This window comes from Streptomyces sp. DI166, from assembly GCF_900091315.1.
GTDB classification, from domain to species: domain Bacteria; phylum Actinomycetota; class Actinomycetes; order Streptomycetales; family Streptomycetaceae; genus Streptomyces; species Streptomyces fuscus.
In genome coordinates this window covers 46,910-61,994 of the sequence record NZ_FLSP01000047.1, presented here as the reverse complement: position 1 = coordinate 61,994, position 15,085 = coordinate 46,910, and the positions used below count along the sequence as shown (strand labels likewise).

The window sequence follows — 15,085 nt, the reverse complement described above, 5'->3', positions numbered from 1 at the left end:
CGGAACCCCTTCGGTTTCCGCCCCGCCCGGATGCGCGGGGTCAGGCCGCCACGGTCTCGCCCGCGTGGCCGTGCACGCGCGCGATGACCTCGGTGAGCTGGGCGGCGACCTCGGCGTCGTCGGCCGGGTGGGTCTCGGCGAAGCGGGTCACGGAGCCGGGGATGGAGAGCTTGACGTCCTCCAGCACCTTGCCGCCCGCGATGCCGACGGCCTTGCGGGTCTCGTCCTGCGCCCACACACCGCCGTACTGGCCGAAGGCGGTGCCGACCACGGCGACCGGCTTGCCGCCGAAGGCACCGGCGCCGTAGGGGCGGGACAGCCAGTCGATGGCGTTCTTCAGAACGGCCGGGATGGTGCCGTTGTACTCCGGGGAGAACAGCAGGAACGCGTCGGCGGCCTGCGCGGCGGCGCGCAGTCGGGCGGCGGCCTCCGGGACGCTGCCCTCGACGTCGATGTCCTCGTTGTAGAAGGGGATCTCGGCCAGGCCCTCGTAGAGCTCGACCTCGGCACCCTCGGGTGCGAGCTTGACGGCCGCCTCGGCGAGCTGACGGTTGTGGGAACCGGCGCGGAGGCTGCCGACGAGCGCGAGGATGCGAACAGACATGGGGGACTCCAGTAGTGAGACAAGCGGTCGGGGGGGCCAATCGGACCGTGGTCCGTTTAGTTTCTAGCACCTTAAGCGGACCACGGTCCAGTTTCATTCCCGATGCTTTACGCTGGCTTCATGTCCGCGCCCCTGCCGCCGTTTCCCAGCCATGAGGAGCCCTCCGCCGACGCGCCCGAACTGCTTCAGCTCGGCTCGCCGGACGACGAGCCCTGCCTGCGCGCCGACGCCGCCCGCAACCGGGCCCGGCTGCTGGAGGCCGCCGGGAAGCTGGTCGCGGAGCACGGCGCGTCCTGCGTGACCATGGAGGCGGTCGCCGCGGAGGCCAAGGTCGGCAAGGGGACGGTCTTCCGGCGCTTCGGCGACCGCACCGGACTGCTCGCGGCACTGCTCGACCACACCGAGAAGAAGTTCCAGGCCGCCGTCATCACCGGCCCCGCCCCGCTCGGGCCCGGGGCGCCGCCCCAGGAACGGCTGAAAGCTTTCGGCCTCGCCCTGCTGCGCCGCTCCGCCGACGAACTCGACCTCCAGCTGGCCGCCGAGCCCTCGGCCGAACGCCGCTACTCCAACGCCCCCCGTCGCTTCCTGCGCGGCCATGTGCTGATCCTGCTGCGCCAGATAGTCCCCGACGCCGACTGCGAACTCCTTGCATTGACCCTGATGCAGTACCTGGACCCGTCGATGATTCACTACCGCACCCGGATCTGCGGCATGCCCGCCGACCGCGTCGAGGCGGGCTGGCTGGATCTGGTCGACCGCCTCACCCGGACCGCGCCGTCGGCCTGAACGCCCCGTCCAACCGGCCCCGCGCACAAGGACGTTCACAGTTTCTGCAAAGATGCCGTACGTCATGGTGCAGATACCGAAAACGCCGCGCTCCGTCCCCACGAGCGCCGATGTGGCCCGACTGGCCGGGGTCTCGCGCGCGACCGTCTCCTACGTCCTGAACAACACCAGCGCCGTACGGATCAGTGAGCCCACCCGCCGCCGGGTGCACGAGGCGGCCAGGGAACTCGGGTACGTGCCGCACGCGGCCGCCCGCTCCCTGCGCGCCGGACACAGCCGCATGGTCCTCATGCCCGCCCCCGCCTTCCCCGTCGGCCCGCTCTACAGCCGCTTCATCAGGGAACTCCAGTCCGCCCTCGGCCGCCTCGACTACACCGTCGTCCAGTACGGCAGCGTCGGCCTGCACGGCGACGAGGCCGCCCGCGCCTGGGCCGAGCTGCGTCCCGTGGCCGTCCTGGTGCCCGGTTCCGGGCTCGGCCCGCAGGGTGTGACGGTGCTCAAGCGCTCCGGCGCCCGGGTCGTCGTCACGGTCGGCCCCGAGTGCGTCGAGGGCGCCCACGCCCTCCAGATGGACCATTCGGCCGTGGGATTCGCCGCGGCCCGGCATCTCTACGAGCGCGGCCGGCGCCGTATCGGCGTCGTCGTACCCGCCGAGGACGGCCTGGGGGCCTTCTCCGTACCCCGGCTCGACGGTGTGCGCCGGGCCCTGACCGGCACCGACGCCACCGTGACGGAGCTCCCGCTCGGCTACGACGAAGGGGCGGCCGCCCGGCTCGCCGCCGACTGGCGCGCACGGGGCCTGGACGCCGTGTTCGCCTACAACGACGAGTACGCGATGCTGCTGATGAGCGCCTTACAGGACGTGGGTGTCGCTGTGCCCGAGGAGACGGCCGTCGTCGGCGCCGACGACCTGATGCTGGGGCGGCTGCTCAGACCCCGCCTGAGCACGGTCCACATCGAGCTGCCGTCCGGCCGTGACCTGGCCGAACTGGTCGACCGGGCGGTACGCGACCCCGCCGCGGCGCCCGAGACGCGCAAGGTCCTGGGAGCATCGGTAGTGCACCGCGACTCCAGCTGACGCACGGGAGGCCCCAATGCGTACCACCGTCGGCATCATCGGCGGCGGCCCGGCCGGGCTGCTCCTGGCCCGTCTGCTGCACCGCGCCGGGGTCGACTGCGTGGTCCTGGAGAGCCGCAGCCGGGAGTACGTCGAGCAGCGTCAGCGCGCGGGCATGCTGGAACAGGGCACCGTCCACGCGCTGCGGGAGGCGGTCGCCGCCAACCGGCTGGACGCCGAGGGGATGGTCCACCGGGGCATCGAGCTCAGGTACGCGCGCGAGAGCCACCGCATCGACTTCCCCTCCCTCACCGGCGGCCGCACCGTCACCATCTATCCCCAGACCAAGATCGTGCAGGACCTGATCGCACTCCAAGTCGCCGACGGGCCACCGCTGTTGTTCGAGGCCGAGGCCCTCGCCGTGGAGAACGCGGACAGCGAGCGGCCGGTCGTGCGGTTCCGGCACGGGGGCCGGGAGGAGACCCTGACCTGCGCATGGGTGGCGGGCTGCGACGGCTTCCACGGGGTTTCCCGCGCGGCGATCCCGGCCGACCTCAGCCGCGAGTACGCCCACGACCACCCGTACGCCTGGCTCGGGATCCTCGCCGAGGTCCCGCCCTCCTGCGAGGAGTTGATCTACGCGCGCGGCGAGCGCGGCTTCGCCCTGCACAGCATGCGCTCGCCCACCATGTCCCGGCTCTACCTCCAGGTCCCGGTCGGCACCGACCCCGCCGACTGGCCCGACGACCGGGTCTGGGACGAACTCGACGCCCGCTTCGCCATCGACGCCGACTGGGCCCTGAAGCGCGGACCGGTCGTCGAGAAGTCCGTGACCCCGATGCGCAGTTACGTGCACGAGCCGATGCGCCACGGCCGTCTGCTGCTGGCCGGGGACGCCGCCCACATCGTCCCGCCCACCGGCGCCAAGGGCCTCAACCTCGCCGTCTCCGACGTCCGGCTGCTCAGCCGTGCCCTGGTGCGCTGGCACTCCACAGGCGAGACACAACTGATCGACAGATACTCGGACGTGTGCCTCGCGCGCGTGTGGCAGGCCACCCGATTCTCCTACGACATGACTAAGATGTTGCACGCTCAACCAGACGGGGATGCGTTCGACGAACGGATGCAGCTCGCACGTCTGCGCCGGATCACCGCATCCCGCCACGCGGCCGCCGAACTGGCGGCGAACTACACGGGACTTCCCCTCCCCGAGTGAGTCCCGCGGTGACGAACGGAGAGCCGTCATGTCGTTGCTCGACCCGAAGTCCTGGCAGCCGAACCCCCTCCACGGCGGTGAGCACCCCGTCACCGAGCCCGCCACCGGCGAGGCCCTCGGCACGGTCACCCTCGCGGCCCCCGAGGACGTCGCCCCGGCCGCCGAGGCCGCCCGACGGGCGCAGACGGAATGGGCGCGGCAGCCGCACTTCGTGCGCGCCGGGGTACTGCGCCGGGCCGGGGACCTGTTCACCGCACACGCCGACGAACTGCGCGACTGGCTCGTCCGGGAGTCCGGCTCCATCCCCGGCAAGGCCGACTTCGAACTCCACGTCGCCGCCCAGGAGTGCTACGAGGCCGCCGCGCTCGCCTCCCGCCCGGCCGGGCAGGTACTGGCCAGCGAGGCGCCCCGGCTGTCCTACACCCGCCGGGTCCCGGTCGGCGTGGTCGGCGTGATCGCCCCGTTCAACGCCCCGCTGATCCTCTCCATCCGCTCCGTCGCCCCCGCTCTCGCCCTGGGCAACGCGGTCGTCCTGAAGCCCGACCCGCGCACGGCCGTCTGCGGCGGCCTCTCCCTCGCCGCGGTCTTCGCCGAGGCGGGCCTGCCCGAGGGCCTGCTGCACATCCTGCCCGGCGGCGCCGACACCGGCTCCGCCCTGGTCACCGACCCGCGGGTGCCGGTCATCTCCTTCACCGGCTCCACCGCGGCGGGCCGCGCCGTCGGCGAGGCCGCCGGGCGCCATCTCAAGCGCGCGCACCTCGAACTCGGCGGCAACTCCGCGCTCGTCGTACTGGAGGACGCCGACATCGACGCGGTGATCTCCACCGCCGCCTGGGGCTCCTTCTTCCACCAGGGCCAGATCTGCATGACGACCGGACGGCACCTGGTGCACCGGTCGCTGTACCCGCAGTACGTGGAGCGGCTGGCCGCCAAGGCCGACTCCCTCGCGGTCGGCGACCCGCACCGCGACCAGGTCCACCTCGGCCCGCTCATCGACGACGGCCAGCTCGCCAAGGTGCACGGCCTGGTCGAGTCCAGCGCCGCGAACGGCGCGAAACTGGCCGCCGGCGGCACCCACGACCGCCTCTTCTACCGGCCCACGGTGCTCGCCGACGTCTCCGACGACACCCCCGCCTACGCCGAGGAGGTCTTCGGCCCGGTCGCGCCGGTACGCCCCTTCGACACCGTCGAGGAGGCCGCCGCCCTGGCCGCGCACAGCCCGTACGGCCTGTCCCTGGGCGTCGTCACCGCCGACGCCGCCCGCGGCCTGGACCTCGCCGAGCGCATCCCGACCGGGATCGTGCACATCAACGACCAGACGGTGAACGACGAGGCGGTCGCGCCCTTCGGCGGTACGGCAGCCTCCGGCACCGGCGCCCGCTTCGGCGGCGAGGCCAACCTGGAGGCCTTCACCGACCTGCGCTGGACGACGGTGCGCGGCGACGTGGCGCCGTACCCGTTCTGAGCCCTACTCGCCGTTCTGCTCGGCCTGCGCCTGCTGGGCGGCGACGGCCTTGCGGACCTCGTCCATGTCGAGCTTGCGGGCCTGCCCGATGACGTCCGTGAGGGCGGCCTCGGGCAGGGCGCCCGGCTGCGCGAAAACGGCGACCTGGTCGCGGACGATCATCAGCGTCGGAATGGACTGGATACCGAAGGCCGCGGCCAGCTCGGGCTGCGCCTCGGTGTCCACCTTGCCGAACACCAGGTCGGGGTTCTCCTCGGCCGCCTTCTCGTAGACCGGGGCGAACTGCCGGCAGGGACCGCACCAGGCCGCCCAGAAGTCGATCAGGACGAAGTCGTTGTCCGTGACCATCTGGTCGAAGTTCTCCTTGGTGAGCTCCACGGTGCTGCTCATGGCGTGATCCCTCTTCCTGGGTCGGGGGTGAGCCGTCCGCACAACACGGTCGGACGGACAGGTATTCCGCTCGCGGGACGTTCGCGAACCGTCATGCTCCGGCGCTCGTACCCGTGTGGCCACGGCGCACACCACCCACCAGACTGACCCCATGACGGAAACGGAATCCATCGCGTACGACGTCGTGATCATCGGAGCCGGGCCCGTGGGGGAGAACGTGGCCGACCGCACTCGCGCGGCCGGCCTGTCCACCGCGGTCGTGGAGAGCGAACTGGTCGGCGGCGAATGCTCCTACTGGGCCTGCATGCCCAGCAAGGCCCTGCTGCGCCCGGTCATCGCCCGGGCCGACGCCCGCCGCCTGCCCGGCCTCAGCGCCGCCGTGCAGGGTCCACTCGATGCCGCGGCGGTGACAGCCCGGCGCGACGAGGTCGCCGCCCACTGGAAGGACGACGGCCAGGTCGGCTGGCTGGACAGCGTCGGCGCCGACCTCTACCGCGGGCACGGCCGCATCGCGGGCCCCCGCACCGTGACGGTGACCGGCTCCGACGGCACCGAGCGCGTCCTGACCGCCCGGCACGCTGTCGCCGTCTGCACCGGCACCCGCGCCGTCCTGCCGGACCTGCCCGGACTCGCCGAGGTGCGGCCCTGGACCAGCCGCGAGGCCACCAGCGCCAAGCAGGCACCGGGACGCCTGGTCGTGGTGGGCGGGGGAGTGGTCGCCACCGAGATGGCCTGCGCCTGGCAGGCCCTCGGCTCGCAGGTCACCCTGCTGGTGCGCGGCAAGGGCCTGCTGAACCGCATGGAACCCTTCGCCGGTGAACTGGTCGCCGAGGGCCTCACCGAGGCCGGGGCCGACGTACGCACAGGCACCTCCGTCCGCTCGGTGACCCGTGAGAACGGCACCGTCGTGGTCGTCACCGACGGCGGCGACCGGATCGAGGCCGACGAGATCCTCTTCGCCACCGGCCGCGCCCCGCACACCGAGGACATCGGCCTCGACACGATCGGCCTGGAGCCCGGCTCCTGGCTCCCCGTCGACGACAGCCTCCGCGTCACCGGCAGCGACTGGCTCTACGCCGTCGGCGACGTCAACCACCGCGCCCTCCTCACCCACCAGGGCAAGTACCAGGCCCGAATCGCGGGCGCCGCGATCGCCGCCCGCGCCTCGGGCGTCCCGCTCCTGGAGACCGACCCCTGGGGCGCCCACGCCGCCACCGCCGACCACGCTGCCGTCCCGCAGGTCGTCTTCACCGACCCCGAGGCGGCGGCCGTCGGCCTCTCCCTCGCCGAGGCCGAACAGGCCGGCCACCGCGTCCGCGCCGTCGACTACGACCTCGCGAACGTCTCCGGCGCCTACCTCTACGGCGAGGGCTACCGGGGTCGCGCCCGCATGGTCGTCGACCTGGAACGCGAAATCCTCCTCGGTGTCACCTTCGTCGGCCCCGGCGTCGGCGAACTCATCCACTCCGCCACCATCGCGATCGCGGGCCAGGTGCCCCTCAGCAGGCTCTGGCACGCGGTGCCCTCGTATCCGACGATCAGCGAGGTGTGGCTGCGCCTGCTGGAGACGTACCGGGACAGCTGACGGCCGGGGTCAGTCCAGGTCCGCGGGAAGCCCGAACCAGCGCAGCAGTACGGGGCGGGCGTCCGGGGGCGCCTCCTCGGGGCCGCGGGCGTAGCGCGCGAGCAGGGCCACGTAGTCGTCGTGCAGCGCGTTCAGTTCGTCCTTCGTCAGGTGGACGAGGCTGCGTGACCCCCGCATCCAGCCCTCGGACTCGGCCTGCTCCGCGGTGAACCTCCGCGCGAGCTCGACGTCCTCCTCCAGCCTCAGCCGATCCAGCTCGGCCGACACGGCGCGCTCGGCGTCCGTCAGCTCCCCCTGCGGCGGGCGGCGGATGTCGAGCCCGCGCACTCCGCGCCACCAGCGCTCCCGCCCGCCGGAGCGCTCCGGGATGTCCTCGATCAGCCCCGCGCGCTCCAGCATGCGCAGGTGATAGCTGAGCGTCCCGGTGTTCTCGCCGAGCGCGGCGGCGAGGGTCGTCGAGGTCGCCGGGCCCTTCGCGCCGAGGTGGCGCAGGATGCGCAGGCGCAGGGGATGCGCGAGGGCCTTGAGCACCTCGGGGCTGTCGACGGTGCGCCGCGCGCCGACTTCCGCTCGCTGTTCGTCCGTACCCCGTTCCCGCGTCATGGCGGCAGTCTACCCGGACGGCGGAATTTTCTCTGCAGAGCTTCCTCTGCAGAGAAATGTCTGTAATGCTGGGCGCATGAAGACGAAGCGACCGAGCCGAACGAACCGAGCCGTTTTGCCCGCCGCGGGAGCCTTGCTCGCCGGACTCTGCCTGGGCGTTGCGCCCGCGCAGGGCAGTGAACGGGCCGCGGATCCGCCCGAGTTCGACTTCTCCGCGTGCCCGCCCGTGGACGAGTTCCCGGCGGAAGCGGACCCAGGGACCTGGCGCTGCGAAGTCATGCACGCCACGGGCCACCTGCGCATGGGAAGGGTCGACGTGCCGCTCACCGAGCCGATGAAGATCACCTTCGCCGAGGGTCGCGTGAACGGCGAATTCGCCCAGGTCTTCGGAGGGATGAAGGCCGCGCCCGTCCGGGTCGGGCGCACCCCGCTGACCCTGACTCCGCAGTACGGCGGCTACTCCGACTTCGAGTCCGACGACACCCGGCGCGGCGAGTTCGCCATCAAGTTCGCGGTGCGCCCGACCCACGGCCTGCCGGTCCTGCCGCGAGGCTGCTCAGTAGGGCGCGACACCGCCCCGATCCACCTGATACTCAAGGACACCGAGCCCACCCGGGTGATATCCCCGAACCCCCTGGTCGTGACCTTCGGCGCCCAGGACACGGAGTTCACCGCCCCGCGCACCGGCGGCTGCGGTCATCTGGGCCGGATGCTCGACCACGCCCTGGGTCTGCCGTCCGCGTCGGGGGCGAACGCGTTCGACATGAAGGTCAGGGTGGCCATCCGGCCCTACGAGTAGAAGCTCCGGCCGTCCCGGGGCTCACCCCGGCAGGTCGAACCCGAGGGCCGCGGCGGCCTCCGCGGGGGTCGGCTGGGACCAGCGTTCCGCCATCGCCTGACCGGAGGACAGGGAGCGGGGCTCGGCGCGGTCGAGGTAGAGGGTGCCGTCGAGGTGGTCCGTCTCGTGCTGGACGATACGGGCGGGCCAGCCGGTGAACTCCTCGTCCAGGGAACGGCCGTGCTCGTCCTCGCCGGTCAGCCGGACCCGGGCGGGGCGTGCCACTACCGCCTGCCAGCCGGGCACGCTCAGACAGCCCTCGAAGAACGCGGCGCGCTCCGCGCCCAGGGGCTCGTACGACGGGTTCACCAGGACCCGGAACGGCTGCGGCACCCGGCCGCGGGCCAGCCGTACCTCCTCGGTCACCGGTGCCGGGTCCTCCAGTACGGCGATCCTCAGCGGGACGCCGACCTGCGGGGCCGCGAGGCCGACACCGGGCGCCGTGTGCATGGTCAGACGCATGGCCTCGATGAGGCGGGCCAGCAGGGCGGGGCCCAACTGGCCGTCGTAGCGCTCGGTTCCGCGCCGCAGCACCGGGTCGCCGGCCGCGACGATCGGCAACGGGCCGTCCGTGGAGAGGAGTTGTTCGACCAGGTCGACCAGGCGCGCGGGGTCAGTGGGGGATGCCATCGGGTCAGGATGCCATGACGGGGGGCGGGTGTGGCGCAGGTCACTTCGGCGGTCGGGAACTCGGGCGGGGCGCGGCCCGACTACTGGACCGCTACGCACCCCCCAGTCAGGAGAGGCCCGTCGATGTCCACCGCTCCCTCGACCACCAAGGACGAGGCCCCACCCTCCGGCTCCGCCCCGGCGCCGGGCCGCCGCACCTGGGCGCCCCTGCGCCCGCTGATCCTGCGGCTGCACTTCTACGCCGGAGTGCTCATCGCGCCGTTCCTGCTCGTCGCCGCCGCGACCGGCTTCCTGTACGCGGCCTCGTTCCCCATCGAGAAGGTGGTGTACTCCCATGAACTGACCGCTCCCGTCGGCGAGGAGAAGCTGCCGATCTCCGAGCAGGTCGCCGCGGCCCGCAAGGCGCACCCCGAGGGCACGGTCGCCGCCGTACGCCCCTCACCCGAGGACGACGCGACCACCAGGGTCATGCTCTCCGGCGTCGAGGGCGTCGACGAGGACCACACCCTCGCCGTCTTCGTCGACCCCTACACCGCCGAGGTGCGCGGCTCGCTCGAACAGTACGGCTCCACCGGCGCGTTGCCGCTGCGCACCTGGATCGACGAGTTCCACCGCGACCTGCGGCTCGGTGAGGCGGGTCGCTGGTACAGCGAACTCGCCGCGAGCTGGCTGTGGGTGGTCGCGCTCGGCGGGCTGGTGCTGTGGTTCGCCCGCAGCCGGGCCCGCCGCGAGCTGCGCGGCACCTCCGGTCGCCGCCGCACCCTGAGTCTGCACGGCACGGTCGGCGCCTGGGCGGCGGCCGGGCTGCTGTTCCTGTCGGCGACCGGGCTGACCTGGTCGCAGTACACCGGCGCCCACATCGACGAACTGCGCACCTCGCTCGGCGGCGCCACCCCCTCCGTCTCGGCGAGCGCGGGCGACCACTCCGGGCACGGCGCCTCGTCGGGCGGCACCGGGGAGGCGGCGGACGGTGCCGGCCTGGACAAGGTGCTCGCGGCTGCCCGCGCGAAGGGACTCGGCGACCCGGTCGAGATCGTGCCGCCCGCGGACGCGGAGTCGGCGTACGTGGTACGGCAGATCCAGCGCAGCTGGCCCACCAAGCAGGACTCCGTCGCCGTCCACCCCACCACCGGCGAGGTCACCGACGAACTGCGCTTCGCCGACTACCCGGTGCTGGCCAAGCTCACCCGCTGGGGCATCGACCTGCACACCGGCATCCTGTTCGGCCTGGTCAGCCAGATCGCCCTGATGCTGCTCGCGCTGGCGCTGATCGTGCTGATCCTCTGGGGCTACCGCATGTGGTGGCAGCGCGGCCGGGGCTCCGCATTCGGACGCCCGATCCCGCGCGGCGCATGGCAGCAGGTACCCCCGCAGATCCTGGTGCCGCTGGCGGTGGCGGTCGCCGTCGTCGGCTACTTCGTACCCCTGCTCGGGATCTCTTTGCTGGCCTTCCTCGCCGTCGACATCGTGCTCGGCGAGATCGACCACCGTCGTGGCAGGACGGCGGAGTCGCGATAACTACCCGGCCAGGGCGGCGAGTTCGGCGTTGGCCCGCTCGGTGACATGGGCCAGCACCCGCCTGGCCGCGGCGAGATCCTCGGCCGGGATACCGGCGTAGACCCGCGCGCTGATGGGGGCGGTCTCGGCGGACGTACGGTCGAAGAGCTCGCGCCCGGCGTCCGTGATCCGCACGGCGGAGGGCTCCTGGGGTGCCAGCAGCCCTCCGCCGATCAGCTCGTCGACGACCGACCCGGCCTCCGCCGCGTCGATCTTCAGCGCCTCGACGACACCGCCGACGAGTACGTCCCGCTCGACCGGACCGTCGGCCACGGCGACGAGCCGCAGCGTGACGGACTGCTGGAAGGTGGCGCCGTGCCGGGACAGCACGTTCTCCAGCAGCGCGCGGGAGGCGTAGTGCGCGAGGGCGATGTCGCGGGGGTTGAACGGGGGAGTGGACGTGGTGGTCATGACTGCTCCTCGGTCTCACGGGGTGCGTCGGGCTCAAGAGATACGTCGAGCAAGGTGGCGAGCGTCCGCCGGAACTCCTGCGTGCGCTCGCTGTCCAGGCCGCCGAGCGGGGCCAGCAGCTGCCGGTGCAGCCCCTGGACGACGTCGATGGCCTGGCGGGTGCGCTCGCGCCCCAGTTCGGTCAGTGCGAGCTGTACGGCGCGCGGGTCGCGCGGGTCCCGGGTGCGTTCCAGCAGGCCTGCGCTCTCCAGGGAGCGGGCGAGCTTGGAGACGTAGAGGGCCTCCAGCCCGGTGTGGTCGGCGAGCCGTCGCTGGCTGGGCCGCTCTCCGGTGCGGTGCATGCCGTACAGGGAGGCCACCATCGCGTACTGCGCGTGGGTGAGCCCCAGCGGGGCGACGGCGCGGTCGACCGCGACCCGCCACTTCGTGGACAGCCGCCACACCAGGAACCCGGGTGTGGCCTGTTCGGAAACCTTGCTCATGGCAGATACTGTACATAGCGACTATAGCCATGGCTACTATTTTCGAACGGCGGTACTCGAAACCGCCCGGAATGACGGACTGACGGAGTGCCCCCGGCAGGGCTACTTTGGGCGACATGAGCAATCTTGATCGCGAGGCCGTGCCCGCGGTGTGCGGCGGCCGTGGCTTCGTCGTCGCGGAGCCGGTCCGCGAACTCCTCAGCCCGCGCCGGGTCAAGCTCGGCGAGTCCTCCGAAGTCCGCCGCCTGCTGCCCAACCTGGGCCGCCGTATGGTGGGCGCCTGGTGCTTCGTCGATCACTACGGCCCCGACGACATCGCCGACGAGCCCGGCATGCAGGTGCCCCCGCACCCGCACATGGGCCTGCAGACGGTGAGCTGGCTGCACGAAGGCGAGGTCCTGCACCGCGACTCCACCGGCAGCCTCCAGACGATCCGCCCCCGCGAACTGGGTCTGATGACCTCCGGCCGGGCCATCAGCCACTCCGAGGAGAGCCCCAAGTCCCACGCCCGCTTCCTGCACGGCGCGCAGCTCTGGGTCGCCCTGCCCGACAGCGACCGCCACACCGAGCCGCGCTTCGAGCACCACGCCGACCTGCCGGTGATCACCGCGCCGGGCCTGACCGCCACCCTGATCCTCGGCTCCCTGGACGGCGCGGCCTCCCCCGGAACGACGTACACCCCTCTCGTCGGCGCCGACCTCGCCCTCGCCCGCGGCGCGGACGTCCGCCTCCCCCTGGAACCGGACTTCGAGTACGCCGTCCTGTCCATGTCCGGCGAGTCGTACGTCGACGGCGTCCCCGTCCTCCCCGGCTCCATGCTCTACCTCGGCTGCGGCCGCACCGAACTCCCCCTGCGGGCCGAGTCCGAGGCGGGCCTGATGCTCCTCGGCGGCGAGCCGTTCGAGGAGGAACTGATCATGTTCTGGAACTGGATCGGCCGCACCCAGGAAGAGATCGAACAGGCCCGCCGGGACTGGATGGAGGGGACCCGGTTCGGGGAGGTGAAGGGGTACGACGGGGCACCGCTGCCGGCGCCGGAGCTGCCGGTGACGCCGCTCAAGCCGCGGGGGCGGGTGCGCTGAGGGTCAGACGCAGCTAACGGCGCTTTAGGTCGATCAGCGAGTCGTCGAGCCGGCGTCCGCAGATTCTCCGTGCTCGGGACGATCCGGTACGCGGCCAGGGGAGTGGAGGCGGTCAGGGAGTGATCCTCGGGTAGCGCTCTCCGCTGGTGGTCCCCGGGGCGCTGCCGCTTGCCATGATCGTCTCGGAGGGGGACACTGCCTCGGCACTCCCGAACCCGAGACAGGCGGCTGAAGTGGGGATTTTCGCGTGGTGGCGTGATCGCAGAGTCAGCGCACAGCTGGACCGGCTGGCCGAGGCGGTCCGCTCCGGCACGGCCCTCATCGCGGACGCGACCGCGTACGAGGCGGCCGGGGACCAGGCCGCGATACCGGGTGTGGTGGAGTGCTGGGACGACATCCTCCAGTTCAAGGCGAACACCGAACTCCCCTCGTGGACCGAGGGCTGGCGCATCCCCCAGTCACAGATCGAGGACGTCCGTGCGTGCGAGCAGCCGGGAGAACTGGTGATCACCTTCCGCACCCCCACCCGGTTCCGGGCCATCGCCGTGACCCCCTTGCTGCACGCGGAGAAGTGGCGGGGGCTGGTCGCTCCCTGACCGGCGCCGCGCACCGGGCCCGCCGCGCGCGTACGCTGCGAATGCGGGCCGGGCGGGCCGGTCGGCGGTGGGAGTGCTCATGGGCGCCGTGGATCCTCTGGTGCGGGGCCGGGAGGCGTACGGGCGGCTGGCCTGGCGGGATGCGTACGAGCAACTGGCGGACGCGGACCGGCGGGAACCGCTCGACAGCGGTGATCTCGAACGGCTGGCGCAGGCGGCGTACCTGGTGGGGGCACTCGACGCGGCGATGGGCGCCTGGGAACGGAGCCATCACGCACACCTCGACCGGGGCGACGCGGCCGCAGCCGCGCGGTGCGCGTTCTGGCTCGGTCTCACGCTCTTCCTGCAGGGCGAGCACGCCCGCGGCGGAGGCTGGCTGGGACGGGCGCAGCGCATTCTTCAGAAGGCGGCACTCGACTGTGCCGAGCAGGGATACCTGCGCGTCCCCCTGGCCGTCGGGGCACTCGACGCCGGGGACCCCGAAGGGGCCTATCGGGGGTTCGTCGAGATCGGTGAGATCGCCGAGCGGTTCGACGACGCCGATCTGCGGGCCTTCGGGACCCTGGGGCAGGGACAGGCGCTCGTGGCGCAAGGGCGGGCCGCGGAGGGGGTGGCGCGGCTGGACGAGGCGATGGTGGCCGTGACCACCGGAGAGGTGTCGCCCATCGTCTCCGGGATTGTCTACTGCGCTGTGATCCTCGCCTGCCGCGGTATCTACGACCTGCGGCGGATGCACGAGTGGACCGCCGCGCTGAGCCGTTGGTGCGCCCGGCAGCAGGATCTCCAGCCCTACCGGGGGCAGTGCATGGTGCACCGTTCGGAGATCATGCAGGTGCGCGGCGAGTGGGCCGACGCCATGGACGAGGCGGCCCGGGCCTGCGAGCACCTGTCCGCCCTGCCCGGTGACCCGGTGATGGGCATGGCGCTGTACCAGCGGGGCGAGCTGTTCCGGCTGCGGGGCGAGTTCTCCCGTGCCGAGGACTGCTACCGCGAGGCCCGCGACCGGGGGCACTCCGCGCAGCCGGGGCTGGCCCTGCTCCGGCTGGCCCAGGGGCGGCCGGCCGACGCGACCACCGCCATCCGCCGGACCCTGGTCGAGACCGAGGGAGGGGAGGAGCGCCTCAGGGTGCTGGTCGGGTACGTGGAGATCGAGCTGGCCGCCGGAGCCGTGGAGGACGCACAGCTGGCCGTGGACGAGCTCGACAAGATCGCGGACGCCTTCGACTCGCCGTATCTGCGCGCGGTCGCCGCCTACGCGCACGGCTCCGTGCTGCTGGCGGCCGGTGATCCGGAGGCCGCGTGCATCGCCCTGCGCCGGGCATGGACCGCCTGGCAGGAGAACGGCGCCCCCTACGAAGCGGCCCGCGTGCGGCTCCAGATGGCGCGCGCCTACCGCCAGGTCGGCGATCACGACACGGCCGGTATGGAACTGCGGGCCGCCCGTGAGGTCTTCCAGCGGCTGGGCGCCGTACCGGCCCTGGAACAGGTGCGGGAGCTGATGGGCGACACGGTGCGGGCGGGCGTCGGCGGTCTGACCCCGCGCGAGGTGGAGGTGCTGCGGCTGATCGCCACCGGTGCGTCGAACCAGCAGATCGCCGACCGGCTCGTGATCAGCGACAGGACCGTCGCCCGGCACGTCAGCAACATGTTCACCAAGCTCGGCGTCTCCTCGCGGGCCGCCGCCACGGCTTACGCCTACGAGCACGACCTCGTCTAGGGCGCGTACACCGGAGTACACAGAAATACCCACAGGCCGCGCACCCGCGCAGTGGGTGATACGACC

At 72.4% G+C, this 15,085-nt stretch carries 16 protein-coding genes; 10 read left to right on the top strand and 6 right to left on the bottom strand.

Annotation, left to right across the window (positions count from 1 at the left end):
* Window positions 1-40: 40 nt before the first annotated feature.
* Complete coding sequence (locus GA0115233_RS22750; protein ID WP_093722129.1) at window positions 41-604, bottom strand: NAD(P)H-dependent oxidoreductase; 564 nt, start codon at window positions 602-604, stop codon at window positions 41-43.
* A 120-nt stretch (window positions 605-724) separates the two neighbouring features.
* Here GA0115233_RS22750 and GA0115233_RS22745 point away from each other — a divergent pair, with 120 nt between their 5' ends.
* The 4 genes from GA0115233_RS22745 (at window position 725) to GA0115233_RS22730 (ending at window position 5,128) form a co-directional block, all read left to right on the top strand.
* Entirely contained in the window at window positions 725-1,390 is a 666-nt protein-coding gene (locus GA0115233_RS22745; protein ID WP_093722128.1) for a TetR/AcrR family transcriptional regulator, read from the top strand.
* A gap of 64 nt (window positions 1,391-1,454) precedes the next feature.
* On the top strand, window positions 1,455-2,468 hold the full coding sequence (locus GA0115233_RS22740; protein WP_093722132.1) for a LacI family DNA-binding transcriptional regulator: 1,014 nt from the start codon (window positions 1,455-1,457) through the stop codon (window positions 2,466-2,468).
* A gap of 16 nt (window positions 2,469-2,484) precedes the next feature.
* Window positions 2,485-3,663 (top strand): 4-hydroxybenzoate 3-monooxygenase, encoded by a 1,179-nt coding sequence (locus tag GA0115233_RS22735; protein WP_093722127.1) that lies wholly within the window; start codon window positions 2,485-2,487, stop codon window positions 3,661-3,663.
* 28 nt (window positions 3,664-3,691) lie between these two features.
* Window positions 3,692-5,128 carry a benzaldehyde dehydrogenase gene (locus tag GA0115233_RS22730; protein WP_093722126.1) on the top strand — a complete coding sequence of 479 codons (1,437 nt, stop codon included), beginning with the start codon at window positions 3,692-3,694 and terminating at the stop codon, window positions 5,126-5,128.
* 3 nt (window positions 5,129-5,131) lie between these two features.
* Here the strand turns inward: GA0115233_RS22730 and trxA are convergent, their stop codons facing one another.
* A complete protein-coding gene (gene trxA, locus GA0115233_RS22725) occupies window positions 5,132-5,518 on the bottom strand; it encodes a thioredoxin (RefSeq protein ID WP_093722125.1) in 387 nt (128 codons plus the stop codon).
* A gap of 151 nt (window positions 5,519-5,669) precedes the next feature.
* Here trxA and GA0115233_RS22720 point away from each other — a divergent pair, with 151 nt between their 5' ends.
* Window positions 5,670-7,103, top strand: a complete 1,434-nt coding sequence (locus tag GA0115233_RS22720; RefSeq protein WP_093722131.1) for a dihydrolipoyl dehydrogenase family protein — start codon at window positions 5,670-5,672, stop codon at window positions 7,101-7,103.
* A gap of 9 nt (window positions 7,104-7,112) precedes the next feature.
* Here GA0115233_RS22720 and GA0115233_RS22715 read toward each other — a convergent pair whose 3' ends face one another.
* Window positions 7,113-7,706: an ArsR/SmtB family transcription factor gene (locus GA0115233_RS22715; RefSeq protein ID WP_093722124.1), complete on the bottom strand. Its 594-nt coding sequence runs from the start codon at window positions 7,704-7,706 to the stop codon at window positions 7,113-7,115.
* 133 nt (window positions 7,707-7,839) lie between these two features.
* On the opposite strand from GA0115233_RS22715, the gene GA0115233_RS22710 reads away from it, so the two are divergent.
* A complete protein-coding gene (locus tag GA0115233_RS22710; protein WP_176711904.1) occupies window positions 7,840-8,505 on the top strand; it encodes a hypothetical protein in 666 nt (221 codons plus the stop codon).
* A 21-nt stretch (window positions 8,506-8,526) separates the two neighbouring features.
* On the opposite strand, the gene GA0115233_RS22705 is transcribed toward GA0115233_RS22710, so the two are convergent.
* Window positions 8,527-9,174, bottom strand: a complete 648-nt coding sequence (locus GA0115233_RS22705) for a peptide deformylase (protein ID WP_093722123.1) — start codon at window positions 9,172-9,174, stop codon at window positions 8,527-8,529.
* 123 nt (window positions 9,175-9,297) lie between these two features.
* Here GA0115233_RS22705 and GA0115233_RS22700 point away from each other — a divergent pair, with 123 nt between their 5' ends.
* Window positions 9,298-10,692 carry a PepSY-associated TM helix domain-containing protein gene (locus GA0115233_RS22700; protein ID WP_093722122.1) on the top strand — a complete coding sequence of 465 codons (1,395 nt, stop codon included), beginning with the start codon at window positions 9,298-9,300 and terminating at the stop codon, window positions 10,690-10,692.
* Here GA0115233_RS22700 and GA0115233_RS22695 read toward each other — a convergent pair whose 3' ends face one another.
* Together GA0115233_RS22695 and GA0115233_RS22690 are read right to left on the bottom strand one after the other, a co-directional pair.
* A complete protein-coding gene (locus tag GA0115233_RS22695; RefSeq protein ID WP_093722121.1) occupies window positions 10,693-11,142 on the bottom strand; it encodes a MarR family winged helix-turn-helix transcriptional regulator in 450 nt (149 codons plus the stop codon).
* The gene (locus tag GA0115233_RS22690; protein WP_093722120.1) at window positions 11,139-11,624 is read right to left on the bottom strand and encodes a MarR family winged helix-turn-helix transcriptional regulator; all 486 of its coding nucleotides are present in this window, start codon (window positions 11,622-11,624) and stop codon (window positions 11,139-11,141) included. Before GA0115233_RS22690 ends, GA0115233_RS22695 begins: the two co-directional genes overlap by 4 nt.
* 116 nt (window positions 11,625-11,740) lie before the next feature.
* Here GA0115233_RS22690 and GA0115233_RS22685 point away from each other — a divergent pair, with 116 nt between their 5' ends.
* From GA0115233_RS22685 to GA0115233_RS22675, 3 genes are all read left to right on the top strand, one after another.
* Window positions 11,741-12,706, top strand: coding sequence for a pirin family protein (locus GA0115233_RS22685; protein ID WP_093722119.1), 966 nt, complete (start codon window positions 11,741-11,743; stop codon window positions 12,704-12,706).
* A 233-nt stretch (window positions 12,707-12,939) separates the two neighbouring features.
* Window positions 12,940-13,302 (top strand): hypothetical protein, encoded by a 363-nt coding sequence (locus tag GA0115233_RS22680; RefSeq protein ID WP_093722118.1) that lies wholly within the window; start codon window positions 12,940-12,942, stop codon window positions 13,300-13,302.
* A 79-nt stretch (window positions 13,303-13,381) separates the two neighbouring features.
* Window positions 13,382-15,019, top strand: a complete 1,638-nt coding sequence (locus tag GA0115233_RS22675; protein WP_093722117.1) for a LuxR family transcriptional regulator — start codon at window positions 13,382-13,384, stop codon at window positions 15,017-15,019.
* Window positions 15,020-15,085: the final 66 nt, after the last annotated feature.

What these genes read in the sequence shown, in the direction of transcription:
- GA0115233_RS22745 (WP_093722128.1), top strand. Translation starts at nt 725, where the DNA reads ATGTCCGCGCCCCTGCCGCCGTTTCCCAGCCATGAGGAGCCCTCCGCC.
- GA0115233_RS22675 (WP_093722117.1), top strand. Translation starts at nt 13,382, where the DNA reads ATGGGCGCCGTGGATCCTCTGGTGCGGGGCCGGGAGGCGTACGGGCGG.
- GA0115233_RS22700 (WP_093722122.1), top strand. Translation starts at nt 9,298, where the DNA reads ATGTCCACCGCTCCCTCGACCACCAAGGACGAGGCCCCACCCTCCGGC.
- GA0115233_RS22690 (WP_093722120.1), bottom strand. Translation starts at nt 11,624, where the DNA reads ATGAGCAAGGTTTCCGAACAGGCCACACCCGGGTTCCTGGTGTGGCGG.
- GA0115233_RS22720 (WP_093722131.1), top strand. Translation starts at nt 5,670, where the DNA reads ATGACGGAAACGGAATCCATCGCGTACGACGTCGTGATCATCGGAGCC.
- GA0115233_RS22705 (WP_093722123.1), bottom strand. Translation starts at nt 9,174, where the DNA reads ATGGCATCCCCCACTGACCCCGCGCGCCTGGTCGACCTGGTCGAACAA.
- GA0115233_RS22685 (WP_093722119.1), top strand. Translation starts at nt 11,741, where the DNA reads ATGAGCAATCTTGATCGCGAGGCCGTGCCCGCGGTGTGCGGCGGCCGT.
- GA0115233_RS22695 (WP_093722121.1), bottom strand. Translation starts at nt 11,142, where the DNA reads ATGACCACCACGTCCACTCCCCCGTTCAACCCCCGCGACATCGCCCTC.
- GA0115233_RS22730 (WP_093722126.1), top strand. Translation starts at nt 3,692, where the DNA reads ATGTCGTTGCTCGACCCGAAGTCCTGGCAGCCGAACCCCCTCCACGGC.
- GA0115233_RS22740 (WP_093722132.1), top strand. Translation starts at nt 1,455, where the DNA reads ATGGTGCAGATACCGAAAACGCCGCGCTCCGTCCCCACGAGCGCCGAT.
- GA0115233_RS22750 (WP_093722129.1), bottom strand. Translation starts at nt 604, where the DNA reads ATGTCTGTTCGCATCCTCGCGCTCGTCGGCAGCCTCCGCGCCGGTTCC.
- GA0115233_RS22735 (WP_093722127.1), top strand. Translation starts at nt 2,485, where the DNA reads ATGCGTACCACCGTCGGCATCATCGGCGGCGGCCCGGCCGGGCTGCTC.
- GA0115233_RS22715 (WP_093722124.1), bottom strand. Translation starts at nt 7,706, where the DNA reads ATGACGCGGGAACGGGGTACGGACGAACAGCGAGCGGAAGTCGGCGCG.
- trxA (WP_093722125.1), bottom strand. Translation starts at nt 5,518, where the DNA reads ATGAGCAGCACCGTGGAGCTCACCAAGGAGAACTTCGACCAGATGGTC.